Raw genomic sequence first — 21,231 nt, forward strand, 5'->3', positions numbered from 1 at the left:
GCCTCGGTCAAAAACAAGGCACATCTCGCGGCGACGGTCGAATCCCTCAACTTCAGATTACGCGAAAAGCTGGAATATAAGGGACAGCTGATTGAATGTCGCGCGAGCATCGGCGTTGCAGTTTATTCGGATCATGCCGAGACCGTTGAATCGCTTATAAAATGTGGTGATCTGGCGCTTGGCGTCGCAAAGACCAAGCGCGGGTGCGCCGTTACCTTTCACCCGGACATGGAAAGCGATTTCGAGCGCGATATGAATATGATAGAGCTGGGCCGTTCTGCGATAGAGCAAGATCGGGTCTTTCCTTATTATCAGCCGAAAGTGGATTTACGAACCGGCGAACTGACCGGCTTTGAAGCGCTATTGCGATGGGACCAGCCGGACGGTGCGTTGGGTTTCCCGGACATGATTGCTCCGGCATTTGCAGACGGGGAACTGGCGCGGGTGATTGGCGATCGCATGATGGTACGCGTGTTGGACGACATGCAGGAATGGGTCGCCGCTGGCATTGATTTCGGACAAATCGCCCTGAACACTTGCGCCGGTGATTTTGCCGCAAATGATTTTGCGGAACGACTTCTCGCCGCGCTGAAATCAAGGAGATTATCCCCCAGTCTGGTCGAAGTCGAAGTCGTTGAAAGCGTCTTTCTCAATCGCGGCAGCGATTACGTGATGCGGGCGCTGACGAAGCTGAGCGAACGAGGCGTCCGTATCGCACTTGATGATTTCGGGACCGGTTTTGCATCGCTCACGCATTTGAAGCGGTTTCCGGTGAACGCCCTTAAGATTGATCAGTCCTTTGTCGCAGGACTCGGTAAAAGCGCGGATGATGCGGCGATCGTACGTGCGCTGGTGGGCTTGGGTGGCAGCCTTGGAATGGAAACAATAGCCGAAGGTATTGAAACCCGGGAACAGGCTGCATTCGTCAGAACGTGCGGCTGCACCCTTGCCCAGGGCTTCTTGTTCGGCGCGGCGCGTCCTGCTTCGGAGGTCCCGGACATTGTCAGCCGTATGACGGGCAAGGCCAATATCTTGCCCTTTGAACCCCATAGGATTAGTTCCGCTGCCATGGCACGGGTCAGACAGTGAGGATGACTTTGGAACGACTGCTTTACATTAGTGAAAGTCGCCTCGGAGAGGCGGAGGTAAATTCCTCAGTGGCGCAGATTGTCGCGGACGCCCAGATCAGGAATGCGGCACTCGAACTGACCGGGGCGTTGCTTTTTACCGGTACCTATTTTGCACAAATACTGGAAGGCCCGACGGAGTCCATTGAACAGCTCATGTCCTCCATCAAGGATGATCCACGCCACGCCAATATCATCATCGTCGATCGGTCGCCCATCGAGATGCGACGGTTTCCGGACTGGAAAATGGCTTATCACGGACCATCTGAATTTGTTTCGCGCCACGTTGTCCGATTGCTGCACAGCCCGCCCCGATCAGAGCAGCGCAGGGCAACAGAATGGCTCACCGAACTGGCGCATGAATTTTCGGTAGGACCGCTCCCAATAAGAAACCTGAATAGATCTTGACTATATCTTATAGACATGAATAGTTTATAATTGATCCAACAAATAACTGCCAATTTCTAGCAAACACTCAAATAAAATATGTAAAAATAACGAAATACAGTATTATCACTAGGCCGAAAATATGATGGAATTAAGCAATCTTATTCTAACTAGTCATGTTGGTAGTCTGGTCACTGCCGATCGGCGGCGGGCCCCCACAGCTCGCCGCCATTTCAAAAGCCAGATGAATTGACAGCCGTGATCGAAATAGCACGCGAACCCAATGAGCGGAGATATTGACTGATGGCAAGAAACGAGCCGCTGAATTTCGTTCCATATGGCAGAGCGGCCTCAGGCCGATCTCCATCCTTTGCATTCGCCAGCAAAGTGGATGGGGTCACGGTCCGCTCGCTCCGTATCCCCTCGCCTGCCAGCAAGATGGACCCCGGCGTGGCCCGACCTTCCTGCAAGCATGCAACTAGCATCACCCCAGCGCGATGAGGGTGCAATCATCACAGCTGGTGACTGTCGATGCCGGGATTTTGATTGAAATCCGGCCTATATTACCGATTGATCAGCAAGCTCGATTTTTCCAGACAGAAGGCTTTTGAGATATGTCTTTTGAATCATTCAGTCCCGATAGTTTCGCGATTTCTGAAAGGGATGCCAGCCTGCTGGAGTCCAAGCGCCGCGAGGCCCGGCAGCGCGTCTTGTTGCGCGCCCAGCTCCATTTGGTCGAACAGCAGGAGGACGTCCATGTAACCGATTTGTCGCGCAGCGGGTTGCGCGGTAAGTCCGATATTGACCTGAGTGTCGGGCAGACAGTTTTTATCAGCCTTGATGGCATCACCCATTGTTCCGGAACGGTCCGCTGGATCCAGGAACGTCGCTTTGGACTGAAATTTTGCAAATTGCTGGACGCACTCCCGACGGATTCCCAAACCGACCTCGGGCACATGCCAGGCCATCAAGAGCGGATGCCCAGGAAAATCACGGATATGCAGGCCAAGATCAGCTTGAGCAGCTGGTCTTGCCGGGCCCAGATCCGCAACATATCGCAATCCGGGATGATGCTGGAAACCGAGCAGCTGCTGACTGCAGACCAGCAATTTCTGGTCAATCTGAGTGACGGCAGGATATTGGCGGCAGACATTAAATGGGTCGAGGGCGACCGGATTGGCGTTCACATGGCCAGCCCTGTATCAATATTGCAATCCAGATTTCGCGTATCGCGATAGAGCCGCCACCCGAATTTCCCATCCTGAAAGCCACCTGCGGTTGATCGAACCGGCGGTCTTCTGGGATAATCCCTTGATCGTCGGAATCCGGATATGACGAACATGTTGTTGAAAATGGCAGTCGAACCGATAGATGATGGTATTTTCACCGACAGCAGGGAATCCTTTGGCGCGCATATTTCTCTTGGGAGCGACAGGCACGATCGGCAGGGCAACGCTGCAAGCACTGGTCGAGCAGGGCCATGACGTAATCTGCTTCGTGCGCCGTCGGCAGGTTCCGAGCAACCAGATGACTTTGGCAGCCACTCTCGATCCCTTCGCTGGTGCCGAAATACGCTATGGCGATGTGAGCTGCGCGCAATCTCTGGCCGAGGAAGGCTTTCGCGGCGAGCCTTTCGATGCGCTGATTTCGTGCATGGCATCTCGAACCGGCGCGCCGAAAGATGCCTGGGCGATCGATCATGATGCCCATCAGTTGGTGCTCGGAGCGGCAAAATTGGCCGGGGTTTCGCATTTCATCCTGCTGTCAGCGATATGTGTGCAAAAACCTTTGCTGGCGTTTCAGCATGCCAAGCTGGCCTTTGAAAAAGCACTGATTGAATCGGGCATCCCTTATTCGATCGTCCGTCCGACGGCTTTTTTCAAATCGCTCTCGGGGCAGGTTGAACGGGTCCGGAAGGGAAAGTCCTTCCTGCTCTTCGGCGATGGCAGTCTGGCCGCCTGCAAGCCGATCAGCGACGACGATCTTGGCCATTATCTGGCGGAATGTCTGAGCCATCAGGATCGCCGTGACAAGATACTTCAGATCGGAGGTCCGGGGGATGCGATTACTCCGATGCAGCAGGGAGAACGGCTGTTCGCGCTGTTGGGCCGAGAGCCAAAATTCAAGCATGTACCGGTCCGATTTCTCGATGCGATCATTGCTGCACTCGATACCGCTGGTTGGCTCGTACCAGCGGCAAAGCAAAAAGCCGAGCTTGCCCGTATCGGACGATATTATGCGACGGAATCGATGCTCGTCTGGGATGCGGAAGCGGGCCGCTATGATGCAGGCGCAACACCCTCTACCGGAACGGAAACATTGTTCGATTATTACGCCGACCTGATCAGCGGCGAAGTCGTGGTCGAACGCGGCGAACATACCGTTTTTTGACGCACAATCATCGGGATGAAAATTCGGTTTTCGGAATAGACAAATCGGGAAATGCATGGATAAAGGTGTCAATGTCCATTACCAATCATCCGCTGCGGCAATGGGCCGTCGATGAAATGCATTTGCGGCGCTTTGCCCCTGTGTCGGATGATTGCCAGATCTATCAATCGGTGCTGCTGATGGGCGAAGAACAGCGGCCCATGGAAGACCAGCACCTGATCGCCAACAAGCCGCCCTTTGATGATTGGCATCTCGCACCCCGCAGCGCATCTGCTCATAGCAAGGCCGGGATCTACTTCCTCTGGGAACGCCATACCGAAGCCAGCACGATAACGCTGATCTTACCGTCCGCCCTAGGCGCTGAACAGACTGACCGATATTTGCACTGGCTCGAGAAATGGCCAGGATCAGCCATACGGGCAACCCGGATCAAGACGCTTCCCGACCCTGATCTGGTCGAACAAAATCTGGCCGCCATGGGCATTGTCGCTGAAGACCTTGTCTATTGCGAGGTCAACAATGGCCTCAAAATCTGGTCCGACTTCGGCATTCACAAGGATGGCTATGGGCGACTGCTGGTCCAGGGTGGCGACAAGACCGACGCCGAACGCGGGCGCATCATCCAGCGCGTGCAGGAACTTGGCAATTATCGCAATCTGGCGCTGATGGGATTTCCGACGGTCCAGCGCTATGGTCCGCAAGTCGATGAACTGGAACAGAGGCTGTCTGAACATGCGGAGCGGGTGGCCAGCGCGACCGACGAAGATAGTGACGAAATATTGTTGCAGGAGCTGGCGGAAATTTCCGCCCAGCTTGAACTCATCCGATCGGCGACGGGTTTTCGCTTGAGCGCCACCACCGCTTATGCGGAAGTGGCTGCGGACCGCCTGAACGCACTTGACGTGAAACCGGTGGATAATTTCCAGAGCCTGAAGGAATTTACCGAGCGGCGGCTGGTACCCGCTCAGCGCACCTGCGCAGTTTTTCAGACCCGGCTGGCCAGAATTGCCGAACGTATTTCCCGGATCATGCACACATTGGACGTGCGAATTGATACCCGGATCAAGGCGCAGAATCTCCGGCTGATGGAATCGATGGAGCGGTCAACCCAGCTTCAATTGCGCCTGCAAACCCTCGTCGAAGGCCTGTCGGTCATCGCTGCCGCTTATTATCTGGTCGGATTGATCGCCTATATCACCAAGGGCGCTGCGGCATGGCCATCCGGTTCGACCAGCGATGTCATGATCGGAATCGTCACGATTCCGGTGATTCTGGCGATCTATCTGCTGGTACATCGGCTGCGCGGCAAGGCGTTGAAAGAAGCCGATGTTAAAAAAGACGATATTTCATAGAGTTAGAAGGTGTTGATGGAAAACCTGCTTTCAATCCACTGTCAACCAAACTATACAGTTAGGCTGTTGATATGCGTCAACATAACTTGATAGGAGAGAATATGGTCAGGATGAAGACAATGGCAGCAGTGGTCGCGATGTCCGTATTGGCCGCAGCCTGTTCCGGCGGCGGTTCTGAATCTAGTGAACCGGCAACGACCGAAGCGGAAGCCCCTGAACCAGCAGTTGAAGTAGTTGCGGCTCCCGCAGCGCCGGCCGATGCCGGACCGCCAGCGGCCGATGACTTCACTACCGTGGATGGTGTCGAATATAGCAGCCTGACTAGCGATGCAGCGGCGGGCAAGCTTGTCTTTGCCCAGTGCCGGACCTGCCATGTTACTGATCCGGGCGTCAACCGGACCGGACCATCCTTGGCCGGAATCGTTGGCCGCGAATCCGGTTCGGTGGCGGGCTATAATTATTCCGCAGCCAATGCCGATAGCGACGTTGTCTGGACGGAAGAGAAATTGTTCCAATATCTGGAAAATCCACAGCGGGTGATCCCGAAGACCAAGATGATTTTTGCCGGCCTTCCAGACGCGCAGAAACGGGCAGACGTCATTGCCTATCTCAAAAATCCCAGCTGATCCGTTCATCAGTCTGAACAGAAAAAGGCCGGGAATTTCCCGGCCTTTTTCTGTTTGAAGAAGTGGCCGGTCAGGCGGCCATATGTTGTCGCGCCAGTTCGCATTGCGACCAGATTTCGCTGAGTGCGTTGATCAGGCGATCGATATCGCCGTCACTGTGCACCGGTGACGGTGTGAGCCGCAAACGTTCGGTTCCGCGCGGCACGGTGGGATAATTGATTGGCTGCACGTAGATACCGTGATTGTCCATCAGCCAGTCGCTGATGAATTTGCATTTATGCGCATCCCCCACCATCACCGGAATGATATGGCTGGGATTGGGCAGATGCGGAATACCCATCCGGTCGAGTGCGCCGCGCACCTTTTCGACCCGATCCTTTTGCCGGTCACGTTCGATATTGCTTTGCTTGAGATGCTGGATGCTCGCGCAGGCACCGGCAGCAACCGCTGGCGGGATGGCGGTGGTAAAGATGAAGCCGCTGGCAAAGGTGCGGACATAGTCGCAAAGATCCTTGGACGCCGCGATATAGCCGCCCATCACGCCAAACGCCTTGCCCAGGGTCCCTTCGATCACGGTAATCCGGTCCATCAGCCCTTCGCGCTCTGCGACACCGCCACCACGCGGGCCGTACAAGCCAACCGCATGGACTTCATCGATATAGCTCATGGCGTTATGCTTTTCGCAAACGTCAAGAATTTCGGCAATCGGTGCAATATCGCCATCCATCGAATAGACGCTCTCGAACGCGACCAGCTTGGCCTGACCCGGGTCCAGCTGACTCATCTTGCGATCCAGATCTTCGGGAGAATTATGTTCGAAGACAACGCATTTGGCACGGCTGTGCCTGATCCCTTCGATCATCGACGCATGATTGAGCGCATCTGAAAATACCACGCAGTTCGGTATGCGCGCGGCCAGGGTTCCCAGCGCCGCCCAGTTGGAAACGTAGCCGGAGGTAAAGATCAGCGCGTCTGCCTTGCCATGCAAATCGGCGAGTTCGTTTTCCAGCAATACATGGTGATGATTGGTACCCGAAATATTGCGCGTGCCCCCTGCCCCGGCTCCGCATTCATCAATCACCCGGTGCATGGCTTCGGCGACTTTGGGATGCTGGCCCATGCCGAGATAATCGTTGGAGCACCAGACCGTGACTTCGGTGGTGCCGTTTTCTAAATAGCGGGTGGCATGGGGATAGGACCCGGCTTTGCGTTCAATTTCGGTAAACACCCGGTAGCGCCCTTCTTCTCGGACAGCATCCAGTTCGCTGCCAAAAAATGCTTCATAGTCCATGCCTAAACTCCCTCTTCATATTTCTTTTTCTGCTTTTGGTTCGCCCAGGGCCCACTGCCAAAGACGGGAATCGCGAAACGGTATCGCAAAGAAAAAATGCTCGAGCGCCGCCAGCAGCGACAGGCAGCAAAGCAGCCCCGCCTGCGCGGTTTCATGAGCGGTACTGGCCTGTACAGCGGTAAGGCCGAAATATAAAGCGACGCCTAAAATTGCCATGATCGACAGGACAAGCGTCGGCCGCAAATGTTGCGGTCCGAAATAGCTTTTCAGATAGTCAAGATGGGCGGGCAGCAGTTCATCGCTCATGTTCGGAACGCCGCGATAGATATTGAGCTTAGACGACAGCCGGAAAATGGCGAGCAAGGCAAAAGTATAGGCCCCTGTCGGATTCGCCGTGACCGCGGCAAGCGAGAGCAACAGTCCAGCGGTCATTGCAATCGCAATCTCATGGTGGATCAGCGCCATGGTTGCCATCGAGAAGCGCTGCCATCCTCTTGCGCCTTGCGGACAAGGATCGCGGTGTGACCCCGCCACCGCGCCGGTCAGGAAGCTGATCTCGTGCCAGGCCCAGATCATCAGGCCGCCGACAAAGGAAACATAAACCGCCCAAACTGCCGACGACTGGCTGGTCAGGACGAGCATGGATAAGCCGACCAGTGCACAGAGGCCGGCAATGATCAGAGCGCGGCCAAAAGATTGTCTCAGCCTGTGGTTGAGCATCGCGACCAATCCGGTGCTGACGAACCAGAGGATGATCACCACCACAAAGGGTAACGCAAAGGCAGCGCTATTCACCATGCAGGGGACAGTCTCACCTGTTGCGGCAGCTCATTGGCTTTCGGTTTCATGAAATACATTTTGCCAAAGGCCCAGCCCGCTTTCGCCATATGTTTAACCTGGGCAAATTTGCTCATGATCCCGCTGCGACTTTTCGCTGCTTCGAGCGCCACCGATGCCAGTCGCAGCTCTTCCATGGCTTTGCGGAAGCGTGTATCGTCGGTATCGAGCTCGACGGGAAAGACCTGCTTGCTGATTTCGGTGCAGATCGAGAAGACCTTGTACCCATATTCGGCCGGATGCACGCCGAGCGCTTTGTGAAACACCGGCCGGTTGTGGTCCCGCACATACATGGTTGCGTAGACCGAGAGCAGGAAGAAGCGGATCCAGAGCTTGTTCATGCCCTGCAACAATTTGGGATCGGCCCTGAGGAGCAGCGCAAAAGCCTCACCATGACGGAATTCGTCATTGCACCATTCCTCGAACCAGTCGAAGATCGGGTGGAATTTATTCTCCGGATGCTTGGCCAGCTCCCGAAAAATCGTGATGTAGCGGGCATAACCGATTTTTTCGGATAGATAGACCGCATAGAAAATGAACTTCGGCTTGAAAAACGTATATTTCTTGGTCTTGGTCAGGAAGCTGAGGTCCACACCTATGCCCGAGCCCTTGAGCGTCTCGTTGATGAAACCGGCATGGCGACTTTCGTCACGAGCGAGCAGCTTGAACAGCCGCTTCATATCGGGATTGTTGGTGCGCTTGGCGATCTCGGCATAAAGGATGCAGCCGGAAAATTCGGAAGTCAGCGAGCTGGCGAGAAAATCGATAAACTCTTTCTGCAGTTCTGGCTCCAGACCCTCGATCACCCCGTCAAACCTGTCGGTTTTCTTGAAGTGCCGTTTGTTGGGATCGCCTTCCATTTCATCCATCAAGCCCTCCCACTCGGCGCGCACGCTCGACACATCGATCTTGTCCATCGCATCGAAATCGGTGGTATAGAATCGCGGTGCCAGGACGGTGTCCTGGGTGGCAATCGCCATCGTATCCGGCACATCCAGCATCGAAGGCGGGGTTTGGCGCTGAGGAGATTGTGCCTCGGAAATTATACTGTGGGCGTTCATCATAGCCTCCCGGGGGTAAAACTGACTTCATAAAGCTCGGCCATTTCAAAATAGCCAGTGAATTTGGTCCATGCCCGGCGAAGCAGGCCGGCGCGTTGAACCGTGGCCATCCGGTCAAAAAAAACCTTTTCGCCAAAGGCAACCATGATCGGTTCGCCATGCACCTGGACGCTGTCGCCGGGATAGATCGGTACATTCCCGGCCAGTTCGACATGCGCATGAAAATGTTCAGCGCTTTGTTCGATTTCTACCCGGCATGGGGTATCGAATTTCTCGGAAGAAAAGAGGCCAGTCAAGACTGCTCCTCCTTCAGCATCTGCGCGAAGGTCGCGCTGTGATCCGATCCGAAGCCGTGGATTTCAGCCTCTCTGCCAGTCTCGGGGTCGCTGAGCGACAAGGCTCCATTCTCCCACAAGGTCAATGTGAACGGCGGTTCCGGACCAATCTCGGCAGCGGCACGTGCCTTTGCCATGCGCCGCAATGTCGCGCGCACGAAGCCGCCTTCGCCATAGCCAATTTCCATGACCGTTTCTCCGGTCGTTGCATCAGTGACGACAACCGCGCCATCCGCACGATCGGCAAAGCGCAATTCCCGCTCCTGTGCCGGCGCGATATTCTGTGCCGTGCGTGACCCTTGGGGATCACCCGATTGCGGGATCCATCCCAGTCGGACGGCCCCCGTCAGGGCCATGGTGAACAACAGCAATATCGCCGCAGCAATCAATGCACCGCGCGGCACCGTGGGATCATGATCGTGCGCGTGGCTCATGCTGCCAGACCTTCGAGTGCAATGTCGCCATTACGTGTTTGCCTAGCTTCCTCAAGCGGAGCGATGGCCTGCACTTCCTGCGTCGCCTTGTATAATAACGCAGACACTTTTTGCGCTTCAGGAATTGCCCGCAACATCGGCTGTGGACGGACGAAACGGAGCGAGCGTGCGTGCGGCCAGAGCATCAGATAGCCCAGTCGCGGGACGCCCTTCAGCGTCAGCACGATATTCCCGGTTCCGTCCGAAAGCTGTTTCAGATTGGCGCTTTCGAGCTCGCTCAGCGGCAGGTTGATACATTTGTTGAGCGCCACACCGATGCGCAGCACCAGGCGCTTGTTGGTCAAGCTGTAAACCGTAGTGCGCGCGACACCCCAGGCAAAGAGCACGAACGTACCGATCGCGACCGTGCCCAATCCCGTCACCGCTATCGCTGTTCCCGAATCACCCCGGAACAGTGCCGTGCCAATGATCACGATGAAATAGACAAAGGCGAGCCGGATATGGAGCGCGGACAACGCCATGCTCTTCCAATCCGGCGCCCCCTGCCAAAGCATATGCTCACCCTCCGGCAATTCGCCAGGCAAGCCGCGGACGGGTTCATGATCATATTCGCTCATATGATCGGCTCCTGCCGTTCACGGTTGGCGTAGAGATAGCCACCACCAAAATAGGCAACGATCCGCTCTTCTTCGTAAAAGGTGATCTCGTCCTGTTTCGCAGGGACCGGAGCAGCGGCAAACTGATCGGCATTCAATGCGTCAATCACGACCTGCCCTGCCTTGCCCTTGACCTTTGACATGGCCATCGGGGCCAATATCGTCTTGCCGCCCGCATCGATCTGCAGATAGCGGATCACATGCTCGGCATTGTCGACCCACAGATCATTGACGGTTCCGGCAACCTTGCCGTCGGCTCCGATCACGGTCATCCCGCGCGGGTCCGCATCATTTTTGTGCACGCCGATATGATGGACCAGACCAATCGGAACGATCCGGTTATGGCCCTCGGCGTTGAGATCCGGATGTTTGGCGCGTTCGGCCCAGGCGGCAGGTCCGATGCCGTCTACCAGCGGATTGCCTGTTGGATAATAAGGCGCTCCGGGAGAACGGAAGGTCCGGCGCCCCGCCACATCCACCTTTTCACGTCCTTGTGTCGGAGTGGTCACCGTTCCGCGGCCAAAGGGCATCAGAAAGGATTTGGGTGTCGCTGACAATAGCGGCCCACCCGCCGTGTCGACCCGTCCGGTGGTTTCGTCTTCCAGCGGATAGCCCTCCCGCCGATCTTCCCGGCGCAGATAGAAAACCAATGCCAGGAAAAAGAGCACAAACGCCAAAAACACCAACTCGGTCACATCCAGAGTTCCTATCAGTTTCACGTCATCCATTTTCCACTCTCCTCAAAATTCTTATCGTCCCATCAGGTTGGAAATTCGCTCAACCCGAAGCTTTCACTCTCGCCATGCAACCGCTGTTTGTCGCGACCGATGACCGGACCGAGCACCACCATCGTCACCAGCAGCAACAGGATCTCCAGAAAGAACACCGTGCCATAGCCGGTCGCCCGATCCGCCAGTGTCGCACCCATGCCATCCGACAAAGCGAAATAGGCAATGCCATCCCGGATCAACCCACCGAGCGCGATACCCAGACCGGCACAGCTTGCCTGCACCGCGCCCCAGGCGCCCAGCGCCAGTCCGGCATTGTCCGATCGGCACAGACCCATGGCGGCAATCAAAGTGCCGACTGAAAACAGGCCGGTGCCAAATCCGATCACGGTGGCTCCGGCAAAGAGCAGCGGAGCCGACATCAGCGGCGCAGCAAATATCGTCATCAGGAAAGCGGCGATGCCCGCCACCGTGCCCAGACCAGCCAGTCGCAACGGGTCAGTTCCCGCTGCCAGACGCTTGCCGCTATAGGCAAAGGCTATAAGCGCACCGATCGCCCAGGTTCCGGTCAGCGCCGTGGTCGAGCCCACCGACAGGCCGAGAATTTGCCCGCCATATGGCTCGAGCAGCGCATCCTGCATCGCAAAGGCCATCGCGCCCAGGCCGATGGCGAGCAGCAATCGCTTGGTATCGGGTTGAGCGGTAAAGGACGCCCAGATCACGGAAAATTTCGGGTTCACCACATTTGACATGGTAATCTTGGTGTTGCGGGCTTCCTGTTTCCACAGTGCGATGATGTTGAGCGCCATGGTCAGGGCCGCCGCCCCCTGAATCACCTGCACCAATTTGGTTGCGGTAAAATCGATCAGCAGATTGCCAATGGTGAAAGCAGCCAGCATCATCCCGACAAGCAGCATGACATAGAGCATGGCGACGACCCGGGGACGCTTGTCATCGGGCGCGATATCCGTGGCAAGCGCCAGTCCCGCGGTTTGCGTGACGTGCATCCCTGATCCGGTCAGCAGGAACGAAAGGCAGGCGGCAGAAACGCCGGCGATGAATGTATCCGGACGGGTGATCAGAATGAGCGCAAAGGGCATGATGGCAAGCCCGCCAAATTGGGCCAATGTGCCGAACCAGATATAGGGCACACGCCGCCAGCCGAGCACCGATCGATGGGTGTCAGAGCGATAGCCGATAAGCGCCCGGAATGGCGCGACCAGCAGCGGAATGGCGATCATCAGAGCGACAATCCATGCCGGCGTATCCAGTTCGACGATCAGCACCCGATTGAGGGTGCCGTTCAGCAGAACCGCCGCTAGACCAACGCTGACCTGAAACAATGCGAGGCGCAACAAGCGCCCGAGGGGAAGCTCGCTGCTTGCCGCGTCCGCAAAGGGCAAGAACCGTGTTCCCACGGCTTGCCAAAAAGTGACAGCGGATGGCCTTTCTGTCATCCGCGGCTGATTCCCATGGCTTGCGACTTGTAAAAGCCGCTCGAAACGCGCTGGCAGAAATTCATGTTCCAGCCTTCCATTTCTGCTTCAATTTCCTGCTTCAGGCGGCTTTCGACAATGGGCTTGATGGCTGGCGAGCGGTCATCGCGCGGAAATGCCTTTCCGGCGGCATGCATGATCTTGAGCAGCATCGTCCCGGGAGCGAAGGTAAAGGCGATTTCATTCGCCCGGCCGGACCAGGCGTGCAGCACGCCCATGACGTCGTGCAGGTCATAATGGATCAGTGAATCCATGGCGACCACATGATCGAAGATGCCCAGATCACGATTGCGCATGTCGCCAACCCGCCAGTCGATGGAGAGATTTTTCGGCGCACGTTTTCGGGCCACATCGACCAGCCCTTGCGAAACGTCGATCGCGATCACATCCGCACCGCGCTCCGCAGCGGAAATCGCCAGCGCACCGGTGCCGCAGCCCGCGTCCAGCAGACGCATGCCGTGCATGTCTGTGGGTAGCGATGAAAGCAGCAATGCACGCATCTCATCGCGACCGGCGCGGACCGTGGCCCGGATCCCGCTGACCGGCACGTCGGATGTCAAATCTTCCCAGGCCTTGCGCGCGGTCTGGTCAAAATAGGTTTCGAGCCGCGTGCGGCTTTCCTGATATGAAGTTGAAGCCAAGCTATATCCCATCATTCAAATCCCAGAAATTCAAAAATGTCGCGGTCCTTCATCGGCCTGGCTTCCAGCGGCTCGACGCCGGCCCAGAGCGTGCGGGCCAGATTCATATATTCCTGGCGTGCCTGCTCCACCTCGGGAGAATCCTCCATTTCGAAGAGCGTGCATTTTTTCAGGCGCGAACGACGGATGGCGTCCAGGTCGGCGAAATGGGCCAGGCGTCGCATCCCGATCGCCTCGCTGAACCGATCGATTTCGTCGGTGGCGGCCGAGCGGTTCGCAACGACACCGGCGAGCCGGACATTATAGTTTTTCGCCTTGGCGTTGATTGCCGCAACGATACGGTTCATCGCAAAAATGCTGTCGAAGTCATTGGCGGCGACAACCACCGCGCTGTCCGCATGTTGCAGCGGCGCGGCAAAGCCGCCGCAGACGACATCGCCCAGCACGTCGAAAATGACGACGTCGGTATCTTCGAGCAGATGATGCTGCTTGAGCAACTTCACGGTCTGGCCCACCACATAGCCGCCGCATCCGGTGCCCGCCGGCGGTCCGCCCGCTTCGACGCACATCACGCCATTATAGCCTTCGAACATGAAATCCTCGACCCGTAACTCTTCGCTGTGGAAATCCACGGATTCGAGCACGTCGATCACCGTCGGCATCATTTTCTTGGTCAGGGTGAATGTCGAATCATGCTTGGGATCGCAGCCGATCTGCAGCACCCGATGGCCCAGTTTGGAAAAAGCCGCAGACAGGTTGGACGAGGTGGTCGATTTTCCGATCCCGCCCTTGCCGTAAACCGCAAACACTTTGGCACCCTTGATTTTGTCATCCGGGTCGAGCGCAACTTGTACGCTTCCTTCGCCATCGGGGGGGCTGCTTGCGCCATCTAATAGAGTCATCGTCTCGCTCCTGTCATTCTGCTGCGACCAGGCCTTCCAGCCGGTCTTCCAAGTCATCGCTGGCGTCTCTCAGAGCGGCCAGCGTCGCTGCGTCGGGTGTCCACAATTGCCGTTCGCATGCCTCGAGCAAGCGGTCAGCAACACGGGCGGATGATTTCGGGTTGAGCTCTGCCAGGCGCGCCCGCATCGCATCGTCAAGCACGAAGGTTTCGCTGATTTTCTGATAGACCCAGGGGGACACGGTTCCGGTCGTCGCCGACCAGCCCATGGTGTTGGTGACATGATTTTCGATTTCGCGTACGCCTTCAAAGCCATGCTTGAGCATGCCTTCGTGCCATTTCGGGTTGAGCATCCGGGTCCGGGTTTCAAGATCGATCTGTTCGCCTAGGGTGCGGACCTTGGCATCGCCGCCCTGGGTTGCATCGACGATATAGACAGGCGCTGTCGAACCGCGCGCTTTTTCAACCGCCTTGCTCATGCCGCCCAGACCATCGACATAATGATCGATATCGGTGATCCCAAGCTCCACCGATTCCAGATTTTGATAGGTGAGTTCAACGCCGGCCAGTTCGCTTTCGAACAATTTGCGCTGCTGCGCCGGCTCGCCGCTGCGACCGTAGGCATAGCCCTTGTTGGTCTCGAACATATTGGCCAGTTCATCCGGATCGCTCCAGGAGCCCTCATCGATCATCATGTTGACATTGGCGCCATATGCGCCCTGCCGGTTGGAGAATACACGCAGGCTGGCGGTTTCCAGATCACAATCATGCTGCAACTGATGCGCCAGACTGTGCTTGCGAACAAAATTCTGGTCGGCGGGCTCGTCGGCCATGGTGGCGAGATAGGTCGCTTCGGCAATCATCCGGGTTTGCAGCGGCAGCAGATCGCGGAAAATACCCGACAATGTAATGACAACATCGATCCGCGGACGCCCCAGTTCGGCCAGAGGAATGAGTTCCGCGCCAGCCAGCCGGCTATAATCATCAAATCTTGGCCGCGCGCCGATCAGCGCCATCGCCTGGGCGATCTGGGAGCCTTCGCTCTTCAGATTGTCCGTACCCCAGAGCACCATCGCGATGCTTTCCGGTAGCTTGCCGCCGTCAGCCTGATGGCGTTCAAGCAGCTGTTCGGCCTGCGCGCGACCTTGCTGGCAGGCGAACTTGCTGGGAATGCGGAACGGATCAAAGCCGTGAATATTGCGGCCCGTGGGCAGCACGTCGGGATTGTGCAGCAGGTCACCGCCGGGAGCCGGCGCAACAAAGGCACCATCCAGCGCCCGCATCAGCGAACCGAGCTCATCATTTGCGTCCAGGCGGGCTTCAATGTCGGCGCGCTCCAGATGCGGGTTGGCACCGGTCATCGCGGTCACCAGATCATCCCGCTCTGCGTCGGCCAGCTTGCCCCCGAACACATGTAGACCCTGCGGAATCAGTTCACGCTCGATCTCGTACAAGCGCCCCGACAGGCTATCCATGTCACCGGCTTCGATATCCAGTTCAGCGCAATGATCGCGGATCAGGATTTCCAGTTCTTGTTGTACCGCTCCGTCCCCAGCCACCGTGCGATAGCGTTCAAGCAACGCTTTCAGATCGCTGAATCCCTTGTACAGCCCGGCTTCCGCAAGCGGCGGCGTCAGATAGCTGACCAATGTCGCGCCGGACCGGCGTTTGGCGATGATGCCTTCGGATGGATTGTTGGACGCATAAAGATAGAAATTCGGCAGGTCGCCCAACATCCGTTCCGGCCAGCAATCGCCGCTCAGACCCGCCTGCTTGCCGGGCATGAATTCCAGCGCCCCGTGGGTGCCGAAATGCAGCGCGGCATGGGCACCGAAATCCTCGCGAATATAACGATAGAAAGCCGAGAAGGCATGGGTCGGGGCGAAATCGCCCTCGAACAGCAACCGCATCGGGTCGCCTTCATAGCCGAAGGAGGGCTGGACGCCGACAAACACGTTTCCGAAATGGGCGCCCAATATATGGATGCTCTGGCCATCGCTTTGCTGGCGGCCGGGAGCCGGTCCCCATTGCGCTTCGATCTCTTTGAGAAACGGCTCCCGGCGAACATGGTGATCGGCGCTGATCCGGGTTGCAACATTGGCATCAGCGCCGAACTGGTCAGCATTGCCATGAATTATGGCATTGCGAAGATTGTCTACACTCGCCGGCACGTCGACATCATAGCCTTCGTCTTGCAGACGCTGCAGAGTCGCGTGGAGCGACTCAAACACCGCCAGATGAGCGGCCGTACCGGTTGCTCCCGCATTGGGCGGGAAGTTGAAAAGAACAATGGCAAGTTTGCGCGCAGCTTTCTCGGCCCGGCGCAACTTGATCAGACTGACCACCTTGCCGGCCAGCGCATCGGCCCTTTCGGGGCAGCTGTGCATGGCCCGGACGCTGTCATTGGCAGGGAATTTGCAGTTGCGGCTGCATCCGGTACAGCCCTCGGGCGAGCCGTCGGAGCGACCGCCAAAGACACTGGGGGCGATGGCACCATCCAGTTCGGGAATCGCCAGCATCATCGTTGTTTCGAGGGGGAGCAGACCCAACTTGCCAGCACCCCATTGCTCGAGCGACTGGAATTCGATCGGATGGGCCGCGATATAAGGGACGTCCAGACCGGTCAGCGTTTCCACCGCAGCGTCCACATCATTATAGGCAGGGCCACCGACCAGCGAGAAGCCGGTCAGATTGATGATTGCATCCACCTGCGATTCGCCGTCCCTGACAAAATATTTGTCAATCGCCGGGCGGGCATCGAGTCCGTTGGCAAAGGCAGGAAGGACGCGCAGTCCGCTGGCTTCCAGCGTTTTGATCATGCCGTCATAATGGCCGGTATCGCGGCCGAGCAGATAGGAGCGCAGCATCAGCAGTCCGACGGTACCGGAAGTTTTCGGCGCATGCGGAAGCTGGTGCGCGTCTTCGGTCAAGCGCTCTTTCAAATCGGGGTGATAGACTCCCACTTCCGGATATTCCCGCGGGGGCTCCGCCGTCATCTGGCCAACCAGTGCAGAGCGTTCACCGGTTGCATAGCGGTCAATCAGCGAACGGACCATATCGACGACATTGTCATCCGATCCGGCCAGCCAATATTGCATCGTCAGGAAATATTGCCGTACATCCTGCGCTGCACCTGGAACAAAGCGGAGGATCTTGGGAAGCCGGCGCAACATTTTCATCTGGCCAGCGCCGGAACTGGCACCGGGTTTTGTTGAGCCGCGCAGTTTTTTCAACAACGCCAGCGGACCTTTTGCCGGCTTGTCCATGCTGTAGCTGCCAAGCCGCGTCAGCTTTACGATATCTGCCGAAGACATGAGACCGACTATCGCGTCACACTCATCGCGCCGTTCGAGCAATGCGGGACGGATCGCCTGCACATGATCTTCGAGAAACAGCATGGTGGCAATGATGATATCGGCCTGGGCGATATCGGCCTTGGCGCGGTCCAGTACCGAAGGGTTGCGGTCCCAGTCGGACGCGGCATAAATGCCAATACTGATATTGTCCTTTGCCATCCGCTTGTTTGCGCGCTCGACGGCACCAGCAAGATGATTGTCCAATGTCACAATGACCACACGAACGGATGGGCTGACGCTACCTGGCATAGTGAGCCTTTGCTTCGTAGAGCGTCTCCAACTCGATCGTCGATACGCCATGTTCGGAGGCAAATGTCTCGGTATTCCGCTTTGCTTTACCTCGGACAAAGAACGGAATTTTCTTCAATTCGCGCTGAGCATCTTCGCTCCATACGGCGTCGGTATCATTGGCTGGAGTCGCAACAGCCTCTTCCTTCACCGAAGCGGCATGGCCAGGGCCGAGATGCGACGCGCCCGCATGATCATTAAATTCAAAATCGTCGCGGAACATGGTCAACAGATGCTCTTCCAGACCCATTACCAGCGGATGAACCCATTCGTCGAATATGACATTTGCACCTTCAAACCCCATATGGGGAGAATAGCGCGCCGGAAAATCCTGCACATGGACGGGAGAGGAAATCACTGCGCAGCCGATGCCGAAGCGCTTGGCGATATGGCGTTCCATCTGGGTACCCAGCACCAGCTCGACCTGTGCTTCCTCGATCGCCTTTTCCACCGCAAGATGGTCGTCGGTGATCAGCGGCTCAACATCATACAATTTCGCTGCCGCCCTGACATCACGGGCATATTCGCGGTTATAGCAGCCGAGTCCGACCACCTTGAAACCAAGCTCCTCACTCGCCACCCGCGCGGCTGCCACAGCATGCGTGCCATCGCCAAAGATGAAGACCCGCTTGCCGGTCAGATAATTGGAATCGATCGAGCGGCTCCACCAGGAGAGACGGGACAGGCCCTCCTTGAGCATCGGCTCCGGATCGACGCCGGCCAGTTCAGCCACTTCGCGAACGAAGTCCTTTGTTGCTCCCACGCCAATCGGCACGGTGCGAATCACCGCCTGACCAAATTCGCGCTTCAGATAATCCGCAGCCAGATCGCCGGTTTCCGGATAGAGCACAATATTGAAATCCGCTTCACCCAACCGGGCGATGTCGGCAGCACAGGCGCCGAGCGGCGCCGTGACGTTGACAGCAATGCCCATCCGGTCGAGCAAGCGGGTGATTTCCACGATATCATCGCGGTGACGAAAACCGAGGGCCGTGGGTCCAAGCAGGTTGACCAGCGGACGGCGGCCTTCCTTGTCGGCGGGATGGCGGGTCTTGTCGCTCAAGACGCGGACGATCTGGTAGAAGGTTTCGGCGGCGCCCCAATGTTCCTTGCGCTGGTAGCTTGGCAGTTCGAGAGGAATGACCGGAATCGGCAAGCCCATTTTCTCGATCAAACCAGCCGGATCATCCTGGATCAGTTCGGCGGTGCAGGAAGCGCCGACCAGCATCGCATCGGGTGCGAACCGTTCGACCACATCCAGCGCCGCGGTCTGGAACAGCTGCGACGTATCTTTGCCGAGATCACGCGCCTGAAATGTCGTGTAGGTGACCGGAGGCCGCTTCCCACGCCGTTCGATCATGGTGAACAGCAGATCAGCGTAAGTATCACCCTGAGGTGAATGCAGCAGATAGTGAATGCCTTCCATGGCGGTGGCGACCCGCATTGCGCCGACATGGGGCGGGCCTTCATATGTCCAGACGGAAAGCTGCATCTCTATACCCTCAGCACGTCGCGGCGGCGCAGTGGCCGGGCGAAAAGTTCGGCGAGATCGCCGGCCTGGTCGAAACCGTGGATCGGAGAAAAGACCAGCTCGATGGCCCATTTGGTAGATAGGCCTTCGGACTCGAGTGGATTGGCAAGGCCCAGACCGCACACCGTCAGATCGGGCTTGGCAGCACGAACCCGGTCCAATTGCTTGTCGACATCCTGCCCTTCGCTGAGCTGGACGCCGGCGGGCAAGGCAGCAAGCTCCTGTGCGAGGTGCGTCCGGTGCAGATAAGGCGTGCCAACCTCGATCAGCACCATGCCCAGTTCATTGGCAAGAAAACGCGCGAGCGGAACTTCCAGCTGCGAATCCGGCATGAAGAAAATCGATTTTCCGCTCAGCCGCTCGCGCTGGTGCGCGATCGCCTTTGCGGCACGCTGCTGAAACGGGGCGAGCACGGCGTCGAAATGCTCCTGATCGATTGCAAATTCATCCGCCGCAGCCTGCAACCAATGGGTCGTGCCCTCGACCCCGAATGGAAAGAGTGCGTCCAGCCGCTGGGCTCCACGTTCCTTCAGACATTGCGCCGTATCCCCCAGAAATGGCTGGGCCAGCAGGAAACGGGTATTTGGCCCCACGCCTGGCAGATCCGAAACCGCACGCTCCGGCAGGCTTGCCACATTCTGGATACCCAGAGCGGCAAACAGCCGCATGAACTGGTCTTCAACGATATCGGGCAGCGAACCGACGATGATCAGATTGGGTGCCGCATCCGCCGCCAATTCCGGCATGACGGGAACCAGCGATGCCAGACAGGCGTCTTCGCCTTCGGTAAAGGTCGTTTCAATGCCGCTGCCGGAATAGTTGAGCACCCGGACCTGCGGGGCATGTTTCGCGCCCAGACGCTGCGCCGCCTTGGCCAAGTCAAGCTTGATGACTTCGGAAGGGCAGCTGCCGACCAGAAACAACGATTTTATCTCTGGCCGACGCGCCAGCAGCTGATCGACAATCCGGTCGAGCTCTTCATTGGCATCGGCTAACCCGGCCAGATCGCGCTCTTCCATGATCGCCGTCGCGAAGCGCGGCTCGGCAAAGATCATGACGCCTGCGGCAGATTGCAGCAAATGCGCGCAAGTGCGCGACCCAACGACCAGGAAAAATGCATCCTGCATTTTGCGGTGCAGCCAGACAATTCCGGTAAGACCACAAAAGACTTCGCGCTGGCCGCGCTCTTTCAGTACCGGGGCACAATCGCTGTCATTGCTCTTGGCAAGCGGCAGAAGCGCGTTCATGCGGCCACCGCCATTTGCTGCGTTCCTTGCAGCCGCGCCACCCGCAGCTTCCACAGAAATTGTCCGGCGTTGATGACATAAGTCGCATAAGCCGCCAGTGCGACATATAGTTGCTCTTGCACCGACCCCCAGCCGCCGAACAGCATGACCAGATAGGCTGTGTGCAGGGCTAGGACAGCCATGCTAAAGACATCTTCCCAGAAGAAGGGACGAGCAAAAAGCCATTCATCAAAAACGACCTTCTCCCAGATTGAACCGGTAATCATGATCAAGTACAGAATCAGGGTCTTCAGCAGGATCGAAACTTCGGCTGCCGATTCTCCCTCGCCGGTAAACAAAAATCTTATCACTAGTGTGAGACTGCACAAAAAAACGAGAAACTGGATTGGGGCCAGAATGCCTTGAACCAGCGTCCAGACCGACTCGTCGCGCCGTTTGCGCTGGGCATCCGTGTATAAAGAGAAGGGTTTGGAATTCGCAGCTAAAACCCCGCTTTGCGCGTCTATATGGTCTGGATTTCTCTGCTCCATCATTTGATGATCGCCC

General features: G+C 57.2%; 20 protein-coding genes. 6 read left to right on the forward strand and 14 right to left on the reverse strand.

Annotated features, from left to right (window positions below):
* The 6 genes from ACEW8J_RS04235 to ACEW8J_RS04260 all read left to right on the forward strand — a co-directional run.
* Nucleotides 1-1,089 (forward strand): EAL domain-containing protein (locus ACEW8J_RS04235; protein WP_373490388.1); only part of this gene is annotated, 1,089 nt, incomplete at its 5' end.
* 2 nt (nt 1,090-1,091) lie between these two features.
* Complete coding sequence (locus ACEW8J_RS04240) at nt 1,092-1,535, forward strand: BLUF domain-containing protein (protein ID WP_373490430.1); 444 nt, start codon at nt 1,092-1,094, stop codon at nt 1,533-1,535.
* Between the two features lie 593 nt (nt 1,536-2,128).
* On the forward strand, nt 2,129-2,752 hold the full coding sequence (locus ACEW8J_RS04245) for a PilZ domain-containing protein (RefSeq protein WP_373490389.1): 624 nt from the start codon (nt 2,129-2,131) through the stop codon (nt 2,750-2,752).
* A 166-nt stretch (nt 2,753-2,918) separates the two neighbouring features.
* Entirely contained in the window at nt 2,919-3,905 is a 987-nt protein-coding gene (locus ACEW8J_RS04250; RefSeq protein ID WP_373490390.1) for an NAD(P)H-binding protein, read from the forward strand.
* 71 nt (nt 3,906-3,976) lie between these two features.
* Nucleotides 3,977-5,257, forward strand: a complete 1,281-nt coding sequence (locus ACEW8J_RS04255) for a DUF3422 family protein (protein WP_373490391.1) — start codon at nt 3,977-3,979, stop codon at nt 5,255-5,257.
* Nucleotides 5,258-5,358: 101 nt separating this feature from the next.
* Nucleotides 5,359-5,883 (forward strand): cytochrome c family protein, encoded by a 525-nt coding sequence (locus ACEW8J_RS04260; protein ID WP_373490392.1) that lies wholly within the window; start codon nt 5,359-5,361, stop codon nt 5,881-5,883.
* Nucleotides 5,884-5,953: 70 nt separating this feature from the next.
* Here the strand turns inward: ACEW8J_RS04260 and hemA are convergent, their stop codons facing one another.
* Genes hemA through bchF form a run of 14 tightly spaced genes read right to left on the reverse strand, consistent with a single transcriptional unit; the run spans nt 5,954 to nt 21,218 of the window.
* On the reverse strand, nt 5,954-7,174 hold the full coding sequence (gene hemA / locus ACEW8J_RS04265) for a 5-aminolevulinate synthase (RefSeq protein WP_373490393.1): 1,221 nt from the start codon (nt 7,172-7,174) through the stop codon (nt 5,954-5,956).
* Nucleotides 7,175-7,189: 15 nt separating this feature from the next.
* Nucleotides 7,190-7,972 carry a putative photosynthetic complex assembly protein PuhE gene (gene puhE / locus ACEW8J_RS04270; protein WP_373490394.1) on the reverse strand — a complete coding sequence of 261 codons (783 nt, stop codon included), beginning with the start codon at nt 7,970-7,972 and terminating at the stop codon, nt 7,190-7,192.
* The gene (gene acsF / locus ACEW8J_RS04275) at nt 7,966-9,012 is read right to left on the reverse strand and encodes a magnesium-protoporphyrin IX monomethyl ester (oxidative) cyclase (protein WP_373490431.1); all 1,047 of its coding nucleotides are present in this window, start codon (nt 9,010-9,012) and stop codon (nt 7,966-7,968) included. Before acsF ends, puhE begins: the two co-directional genes overlap by 7 nt.
* A gap of 59 nt (nt 9,013-9,071) precedes the next feature.
* Nucleotides 9,072-9,368 carry a hypothetical protein gene (locus ACEW8J_RS04280; protein WP_373490395.1) on the reverse strand — a complete coding sequence of 99 codons (297 nt, stop codon included), beginning with the start codon at nt 9,366-9,368 and terminating at the stop codon, nt 9,072-9,074.
* Nucleotides 9,365-9,841: a photosynthetic complex assembly protein PuhC gene (gene puhC, locus ACEW8J_RS04285; protein ID WP_373490396.1), complete on the reverse strand. Its 477-nt coding sequence runs from the start codon at nt 9,839-9,841 to the stop codon at nt 9,365-9,367. The genes ACEW8J_RS04280 and puhC overlap by 4 nt, the downstream gene beginning before the upstream one ends.
* Nucleotides 9,838-10,458 carry a photosynthetic complex putative assembly protein PuhB gene (puhB, locus tag ACEW8J_RS04290; protein ID WP_373490397.1) on the reverse strand — a complete coding sequence of 207 codons (621 nt, stop codon included), beginning with the start codon at nt 10,456-10,458 and terminating at the stop codon, nt 9,838-9,840. The genes puhC and puhB overlap by 4 nt, the downstream gene beginning before the upstream one ends.
* Nucleotides 10,455-11,225, reverse strand: coding sequence for a photosynthetic reaction center subunit H (puhA, locus tag ACEW8J_RS04295; protein WP_373490398.1), 771 nt, complete (start codon nt 11,223-11,225; stop codon nt 10,455-10,457). The genes puhB and puhA overlap by 4 nt, the downstream gene beginning before the upstream one ends.
* Before the next feature lie 32 nt (nt 11,226-11,257).
* Nucleotides 11,258-12,628 (reverse strand): BCD family MFS transporter, encoded by a 1,371-nt coding sequence (locus tag ACEW8J_RS04300; RefSeq protein ID WP_373490399.1) that lies wholly within the window; start codon nt 12,626-12,628, stop codon nt 11,258-11,260.
* Nucleotides 12,629-12,678: 50 nt separating this feature from the next.
* Nucleotides 12,679-13,362, reverse strand: coding sequence for a magnesium protoporphyrin IX methyltransferase (bchM, locus tag ACEW8J_RS04305; protein WP_373490400.1), 684 nt, complete (start codon nt 13,360-13,362; stop codon nt 12,679-12,681).
* A gap of 11 nt (nt 13,363-13,373) precedes the next feature.
* Nucleotides 13,374-14,264, reverse strand: coding sequence for a ferredoxin:protochlorophyllide reductase (ATP-dependent) iron-sulfur ATP-binding protein (bchL, locus tag ACEW8J_RS04310; RefSeq protein WP_373490432.1), 891 nt, complete (start codon nt 14,262-14,264; stop codon nt 13,374-13,376).
* 13 nt (nt 14,265-14,277) lie between these two features.
* Entirely contained in the window at nt 14,278-17,868 is a 3,591-nt protein-coding gene (locus ACEW8J_RS04315; RefSeq protein ID WP_373490401.1) for a magnesium chelatase subunit H, read from the reverse strand.
* Entirely contained in the window at nt 17,858-19,399 is a 1,542-nt protein-coding gene (bchB, locus tag ACEW8J_RS04320) for a ferredoxin:protochlorophyllide reductase (ATP-dependent) subunit B (RefSeq protein ID WP_373490402.1), read from the reverse strand. The genes ACEW8J_RS04315 and bchB overlap by 11 nt, the downstream gene beginning before the upstream one ends.
* Before the next feature lie 2 nt (nt 19,400-19,401).
* Nucleotides 19,402-20,685: a ferredoxin:protochlorophyllide reductase (ATP-dependent) subunit N gene (locus ACEW8J_RS04325; protein ID WP_373490403.1), complete on the reverse strand. Its 1,284-nt coding sequence runs from the start codon at nt 20,683-20,685 to the stop codon at nt 19,402-19,404.
* A complete protein-coding gene (bchF, locus tag ACEW8J_RS04330) occupies nt 20,682-21,218 on the reverse strand; it encodes a 2-vinyl bacteriochlorophyllide hydratase (RefSeq protein ID WP_373490404.1) in 537 nt (178 codons plus the stop codon). The genes ACEW8J_RS04325 and bchF overlap by 4 nt, the downstream gene beginning before the upstream one ends.
* Between the last annotated feature and the right edge of the window lie 13 nt (nt 21,219-21,231).

The organism is Parasphingorhabdus sp. (genome assembly GCF_041748495.1).
Taxonomy (GTDB): Bacteria; Pseudomonadota; Alphaproteobacteria; order Sphingomonadales; family Sphingomonadaceae; genus Parasphingorhabdus.